The following is a 6,512-nucleotide window of genomic DNA, read 5'->3' on the forward strand; positions in this document are numbered from 1 at the left end:
AGCCGGGGGTCTCGTTCGTCGTGCCCCGGGCGGACCCGGGCCGGATGTGTCAGGCGGAGGCGAGCAGCGAGCGCAGCGCGGAGGTGAAGAAGGTCAGCCCGTCGACTCCGGAGCGCATCGCGGCGGCCGTGTCGGGACCGAAGCCCTCCTCGACGGCGTGCTCCGGGTGCGGCATGAGGCCGACCACGTTGCCGCGGCGGTTGCTGATGCCGGCGATGTCGTTCATCGAGCCGTTCGGGTTGTGGCCGAGGTAGCGCACGACGACGCGTCCCTCCGCCTCGAGCTCCAGCAGCGTCTCGGCCGAGGCGATGTAGCCGCCCTCGCCGTTCTTCAGCGGGATGGTGATCTCCTGGCCGGGCTCGAAGCCGTTCGTCCAGGCGGTCTCGGTGCTCGCGACGAGCAGGCGCTGGTCGCGGCAGACGAAGGAGCCGATGTCGTTCGCGATCAGGCCGCCGGGCAGCAGGTGCGCCTCCGTGAGCATCTGGAAGCCGTTGCAGATGCCGAGGACCGGGGTCCCGGCGTTCGCGGCGTCGACGACCTCGCGCATGATCGGGGAGTGCGAGGCGATGGCGCCGCAGCGCAGGTAGTCGCCGTAGGAGAACCCGCCGGGCAGGACGATCGCGTCGACCCCGTCGAGGTCGTGGTCGCCGTGCCAGAGCGCGACCGGCTCGGCACCCGCGAACCGGACGGCGCGCTGGGCGTCGCGGTCGTCGAGCGAGCCGGGGAAGGTGATGACGCCGATCCTCATCGGGCGGCCTCCGCCGGGTAGTGGATCCCGACGACGTCCTCGATCACCGAGTTCGACAGCATCTCGTCGGCGATGCGCTGCACCGAGGCGCGCACCTCGTCGGTCACCTCGTCGACGGTGATCTCGAAGCGCTTGCCCACCCGGACGCCGTGCAGAGCGGAGTGGCCCAGCCGCGCGAGTGCGCCGGCCACGGCCTTCCCCTGCGGGTCGAGCAGCTCGGCCTTGGGCATGACTTCAACGACGATCGTGGGCACCGTGTTCTCCGGAGTCTCGGGGGAGTGCGGTCTTCCGCGTCACTCATCGTACCCGCGGGGTCCCCCGCGGTCGGCGGCGGCTCAGGAGGTCGTGACGCGGATCGCGTTCGCCCACGGATCCTCGAAGGCGAGGGTGCGGCCGTCGTCGCGCGCGGCGACTCCGGAGCGGGCCAGCCGCTCGCCGAGCGCGCCGAGGTCGTCGGCGCCGGGCACCACGATCTCGACCTGTCCGAGGCCGAGGGCCTGCTGCCGGCGTCCGGCGCCCGCCGAGTTCCAGGTGTTCATCGCCATGTGGTGGTGGTAGCCGCCCGCCGAGACGAAGAGCGCCTGCCCGCCGTACGCGATCGTCGTCTCGAAGCCGAGCCGGTCGACGTAGAACTCCTTCGCGGTGGCGACGTCGCCCACGCTCAGGTGCACGTGGCCGACGGAGGCGCCGCCGAGGCGCGGCTGGGCGATCGACTCCTCGGTGAGGTGCTCCTGCAGGAACGCGTTCGGGTCGAGGAAGAGCGTGCCCATCTCGATCCGCCCGTGCGTCCACGACCACTGGGTGCGGTCGCGGTCCCAGTAGAGCTCGACGCCGTTGTGCTCGGGGTCGTCGAAGTAGAAGGCCTTGCTGACGAGGTGGTCGGAGCTGCCGGTGAAGGAGCCGGGGTGCCGGGTCGCGACGCTGTACACGGCCGCGGCGAGCGCCGCCTCCGATTCGAAGAGGATCGCCGTGTGGAAGAGGCCGGCGCTGCGCGGCGAGGCGTGCACCAGCTCGGGCGCGTGCTGGAGGATCACGGCCGGCACTCCGCCGCGGCCGAGCACCGCGACCGGGCCGTCGTGCGAGAGCAGCTCGAGCGTCACGGCGTCGCGGTAGTAGGCGATCATCCCGTCGAGGTCGGCGACGCGGAGGGTCACCGCGCCCATCGCGGTGTCGGGAGCGAGCAGGTCGGGGGAGGAGGTGGTCACGGCGGAGACGCTACCCGCTTTTGGTTGACGCTACAACTATTAGGGGAGGCGAGCGTTCATAGGAACCGCATAAGGCGCGTCCAGGCAGCGCGGGGAGGCCGGGCGTGGAATGGGAACCGGTCGCCGTCAGGGGCGGCCCCGGCACGAGGACGACACCATGAACGAGCGACACGAATCCGACGAGCGAGAGCTCACCGACCAGCCCGTCACCACGGAGGCGACGGGCGCCGACGAGGTGCGCGCGCTGCGCGCGGACGACCGGCGCCGTCGCCGTCGGGCGCTGATCGCCGGGGGCCTCGGCCTGGCCGTGCTGATCGGAGTGACGGCGGGCGGAGTCGCCACCGCCGGCCGCACCGAGGCGGCCTCCTCGGCCTCGGCCGGCGCCACCACGATCGTCTACCCCGGCGGCTCGCGGGGATCCTTCGGCGGCGGATACGTGATCGTCCCCTCCTGGGGTGGATCGACGCAGGGCGGATCGTCGCAGGGCGGCTCCTCCCCGTTCGGGTCGACGCAGGGCGGATCCTCCGCCTCCGAGCCCGCCACCGGCGCGACCGACGCCGTGGCCGCGAGCACCGCGCAGACCGCCGGCGTCGTCACGATCACCTCCGAGCTCACCTACCAGGGTGCCCGCTCGGCCGGTACCGGCATGATCCTCACCTCCGACGGCATGATCCTCACCAACAACCACGTCGTCGAGGGTGCCACCGCGATCTCGGTCACGGTGGAGTCCACCGGGCGCAGCTACACCGCCCGCGTCGTCGGCACCGACGCGACGAACGACGTCGCCGTCCTGCAGCTGGAGGACGCCTCCGGTCTCACTCCGGCCTCGCTCGACACCGACGGAGTCGCCCTGGGCGACACCGTGACGGCCGTCGGCAACGCGGGAGGAACGGGCGACCTGGTCGCCGCCTCCGGCTCGGTGACCGCTCTCGACCAGCAGATCACCACCCGCTCCGAGTCGGGGATCACCGCCGAGACGCTGACCGGCCTGATCCAGACGGACGCCGACATCGTCTCGGGCGACTCCGGCGGCCCGCTCGTCGACTCCGCCGGACGCGTCGTGGGGATGGACACCGCCGCCTCCAGCGGCACGACCGACATCACCGGCTTCGCGATCCCGATCTCGAAGGCCCTGGACATCGTCGCCACCATCGAGGCGGGCGCCGACACGGCGACCGTCGAGATCGGATACCCGGCCTTCCTCGGCGTCTCCCTCTCCTCCGGCACCGCGTCGCCGACCTCGCGCGCGCTCGCGACCACCGCGGCCGGTGCCGTGATCGGCGGAGTCGTCGAGGGCGGGCCGGCCGCGCGGGCGGGCCTCGAGGCGGGGGACGTCGTCACCGCGGTCGACGGCGTCGGCATCGCCTCGGCCGACCAGCTGTCCGCCTCGCTCGCGCAGCGCGAGCCCGGGGAGTCGGTGACGATCTCGTGGACCGACACCGCGGGTGCCCCCCGCTCCGCCCAGGTCGTGCTGGTCGAGGGCCCGGTCGCCTGATCGGAGCCTCCGGAGCGTTCCCGGCCGTTCACCGGGACGGGTGCGCCACGCCACCCGTTGTTTTGATCCGTTCAAGACAACTCCGGTAGTGTCCTCGTCATGACGACAGTGGACGAGCGGCTCCGAGCCTCCGGGCTCAAGGTCACCGCCACCCGGCGCGCGGTGATCCTCGCCCTCGAGGAGCACCCGCACTCCGGGGTCGACGCGGTCCTGGCCCGGGTGCGCGAAGGCCTGCCCGAGGCTTCGGCCCAGGCGGTCTACGGAGTCCTGTCGGCGTTCACCGACGCGGGCATCGTCCGTCGCATCGAGCCGGAGGGGCACCCCCGCCGGTTCGAGCTGCGGGTCGGCGACAACCACCACCACGTGGTGTGCCGGCGCTGCGGGGCCGTGGCCGACGTCGACTGCGTCGTGGGGGAGGCGCCGTGCCTGCATCCGCAGACCGCGAGCGGCTTCGCCGTCGACACCGCCGACGTCACCTTCTGGGGCACCTGCCCCGACTGCCTGGCCCTGGCCCACTGACCGACATCCGCAACACCGCCGCGGCGGGCCCCGTGCCCTCCGCCGACAGGAGGAACATGACCGAGGAACGATTCACCACCACGAACTCCGGAGCACCGGTCGCCAGTGACGACCACTCGCTGAGCGTCGGAGCAGACGGACCCCTCGCACTCCACGACCACTACCTCGTCGAGAAGCTGGCCCAGTTCAACCGCGAGCGCATCCCGGAGCGGGTCGTCCACGCCAAGGGCGGCGGCGCGTTCGGCCGCTTCACCACCACCGCCGATGTCAGCGCCTACACGCGCGCCGCGCTCTTCCAGCCCGGAGTCGAGACCGAGATGCTCGCGCGCTTCTCCACCGTCGCCGGAGAGCAGGGCTCGCCCGACACCTGGCGCGACCCCCGCGGCTTCGCGCTGAAGTTCTACACGAGCGAGGGCAACTACGACCTCGTCGGCAACAACACCCCCGTCTTCTTCATCCGGGACGGCATCAAGTTCCCCGACTTCATCCGCTCGCAGAAGCGCCTGCCGGGCAGCCACCTGCGCGACCACGACATGCAGTGGGACTTCTGGACCCTCTCGCCCGAGTCGGCCCACCAGGTCACCTGGCTCATGGGCGACCGGGGCCTGCCCTCCTCGTGGCGGCACATGGACGGCTTCGGCTCGCACACCTACCAGTGGATCAACGCGGCCGGCGAGCGATTCTGGGTCAAGTACCACTTCACGACCGACCAGGGCGTCGAGATCCTCAGCCAGGAGCAGGCCGACCAGATCGCCGGAGAGGACGCGGACTTCCACATCCGCGATCTGTCCTCCGCGATCGACCGCGGCGACTTCCCCTCCTGGACGCTGTCCGTGCAGGTCATGCCGTACGAGGACGCGAAGAGCTACCGGTTCAACCCGTTCGACCTCACCAAGGTCTGGCCCCACGCGGACTACCCGCTGATCGAGGTCGGCACCATGACGCTCGACCGGAACCCGGAGAACTACTTCGCGCAGATCGAGCAGGCGGCGTTCGCCCCCTCGAACTTCGTGCCCGGGATCGCGGCGAGCCCCGACAAGATGCTGCTCGCGCGCATCTTCAGCTACGCCGACGCGCACCGCTACCGCGTGGGGACCAACCACGCGCAGCTGCCGGTGAACGCGCCGAAGTCGCCGGTGCACTCGTACTCGAAGGACGGGCCCATGCGGTTCGACTTCCAGAAGTCCGAGGTGCCCGTCTACGCGCCGAACACGATGGGCGGCGCCCACGCCGATCCCGCCCGGGCGGCGGAGTCGGCCGGCTGGGAGACCGACGGCGAGCTGACCCGCGCCGCGGCGACCCTGCACCCGGAGGACGACGACTTCGGTCAGGCGGGGACGCTCTACCGCGAGGTCCTCGACGACGATGCGCGTGCCCGCCTGGTCGCGAACATCGCCGGCCACGTGTCGAAGGTCACCCGTCCGGAGCTGCGCCAGCGCGTGCTCCAGTACTGGGCGAACGTCGACTCGTCGCTCTCGCAGCGCGTCGCCGAGGCGCTCGCGCCGTCGGCTCCCGGTGCGGACGTCTCGCCCGAGGCGGTCGGCATCGGGGCGTAGTCCCGGCATCCCCCCGAGGAGCGCGCGGTACCGGAGCGATCCGGGTCGCGCGCTCCTCGTCGTCTCCGGGGAGGAGCGCGCGGTACCGGAGCGATCCGGGTCGCGCGCTCCTCGTCGTCTCCGGGGGTGGTCCTTCCTCGGGGCGGAGCGGGACACCGCCGGATGGGAGACCCCGCTGCCCTGCGGTGCAGCCGGGCCGGACCCCGGTTCCCTTCCGCCGAACGGGGCGCCGACGGGGAGGACCCTCGATACCGACACGCCCGGGATGCGCGATTTCGGCCCCTCGTTTGACAGCACCGCGATCGCTGCGTAACTTATTCCGAGTCGCCACAAAGGCCGCAGGGAAACGGAAAGAGCAGCAGCTCCTACGTCCCGGCCTCAATCGGGACCATCCACTCGGCAAGACAGCTCTTCGGAGCAGGTCTGCCGCACGGATGTAAAGCCTTCGCAGGATCCCTCGGATCCAGCAACTTCGCCGCCCGGCGCAGGATTCAGGTCCTGAACCGAGCAACGTCGGAGCGCCTACGAGCGTGACGGCATAGCGAAGAAGCCGGATTTGACACGGCCTGCGGATGTGCTAAGTTATACAAGTTGCCACGGCGACAGGGAGAAAGAAACTTCTCCTAGTCTACCGAGAAGACGCGTATGACGCAAGCAACAACATCTTCGATCACTTCCGTTGTGAAGCACCGTTCTGGTGTGGAGGCGGGATGTGTCCGATTCTTGAGAACTCAACAGCGTGCACTATGTTCAATGCCAATTTTATACCCCGGCCTTGATCTTCGGATCGGGTTGGGATTCCTTTGGAAATTGATGTCAGCTTCCGGCCTTCGGGTCGGAGAGATGTCTTATTTGCTAGAGGTCAAACTTGACTCTCCCGTTCTTCGGGATGGGAGGTCGTAATTTTTTTACGGAGAGTTTGATCCTGGCTCAGGACGAACGCTGGCGGCGTGCTTAACACATGCAAGTCGAACGATGAAGCCCAGCTT

Annotated in this window: 6 protein-coding genes and 1 rRNA gene; 4 read left to right on the top strand and 3 right to left on the bottom strand. The window is 70.1% G+C overall.

Features of this window, described 5'->3' with window-relative positions; all coding sequences use genetic code 11:
- Window positions 1–49: 49 nt before the first annotated feature.
- From purQ to C5D44_RS11270, 3 genes are all read right to left on the bottom strand, one after another.
- The gene (gene purQ / locus C5D44_RS11260; protein ID WP_104277579.1) at window positions 50–748 is read right to left on the bottom strand and encodes a phosphoribosylformylglycinamidine synthase subunit PurQ; all 699 of its coding nucleotides are present in this window, start codon (window positions 746–748) and stop codon (window positions 50–52) included.
- Window positions 745–1,002, bottom strand: a complete 258-nt coding sequence (purS, locus tag C5D44_RS11265) for a phosphoribosylformylglycinamidine synthase subunit PurS (RefSeq protein ID WP_104222736.1) — start codon at window positions 1,000–1,002, stop codon at window positions 745–747. The genes purQ and purS overlap by 4 nt, the downstream gene beginning before the upstream one ends.
- 81 nt (window positions 1,003–1,083) lie before the next feature.
- Window positions 1,084–1,911 (bottom strand): VOC family protein, encoded by an 828-nt coding sequence (locus tag C5D44_RS11270; protein ID WP_104281701.1) that lies wholly within the window; start codon window positions 1,909–1,911, stop codon window positions 1,084–1,086.
- A 199-nt stretch (window positions 1,912–2,110) separates the two neighbouring features.
- On the opposite strand from C5D44_RS11270, the gene C5D44_RS11275 reads away from it, so the two are divergent.
- The 4 genes from C5D44_RS11275 to C5D44_RS11290 form a co-directional block, all read left to right on the top strand.
- Window positions 2,111–3,448 carry a S1C family serine protease gene (locus C5D44_RS11275; protein WP_104281699.1) on the top strand — a complete coding sequence of 446 codons (1,338 nt, stop codon included), beginning with the start codon at window positions 2,111–2,113 and terminating at the stop codon, window positions 3,446–3,448.
- A gap of 99 nt (window positions 3,449–3,547) precedes the next feature.
- Window positions 3,548–3,967, top strand: a complete 420-nt coding sequence (locus C5D44_RS11280) for a Fur family transcriptional regulator (RefSeq protein WP_104281700.1) — start codon at window positions 3,548–3,550, stop codon at window positions 3,965–3,967.
- A 56-nt stretch (window positions 3,968–4,023) separates the two neighbouring features.
- Window positions 4,024–5,523 (top strand): catalase, encoded by a 1,500-nt coding sequence (locus C5D44_RS11285; RefSeq protein WP_104277582.1) that lies wholly within the window; start codon window positions 4,024–4,026, stop codon window positions 5,521–5,523.
- 907 nt (window positions 5,524–6,430) lie between these two features.
- Window positions 6,431–6,512, top strand: a 16S ribosomal RNA gene (locus C5D44_RS11290); the annotation flags it as partial.

Origin of the sequence: Rathayibacter sp. AY1B5 (assembly GCF_002932795.1) — a bacterium.
Lineage (GTDB): Bacteria > Actinomycetota > Actinomycetes > Actinomycetales > Microbacteriaceae > Rathayibacter.

Bases quoted from the DNA above. Each gene is read 5' to 3' on its own strand.
- purQ (WP_104277579.1), bottom strand. From the start codon at position 748: ATGAGGATCGGCGTCATCACCTTCCCCGGCTCGCTCGACGACCGCGAC.
- C5D44_RS11270 (WP_104281701.1), bottom strand. From the start codon at position 1,911: ATGGGCGCGGTGACCCTCCGCGTCGCCGACCTCGACGGGATGATCGCC.
- C5D44_RS11275 (WP_104281699.1), top strand. From the start codon at position 2,111: ATGAACGAGCGACACGAATCCGACGAGCGAGAGCTCACCGACCAGCCC.
- C5D44_RS11280 (WP_104281700.1), top strand. From the start codon at position 3,548: ATGACGACAGTGGACGAGCGGCTCCGAGCCTCCGGGCTCAAGGTCACC.
- C5D44_RS11285 (WP_104277582.1), top strand. From the start codon at position 4,024: ATGACCGAGGAACGATTCACCACCACGAACTCCGGAGCACCGGTCGCC.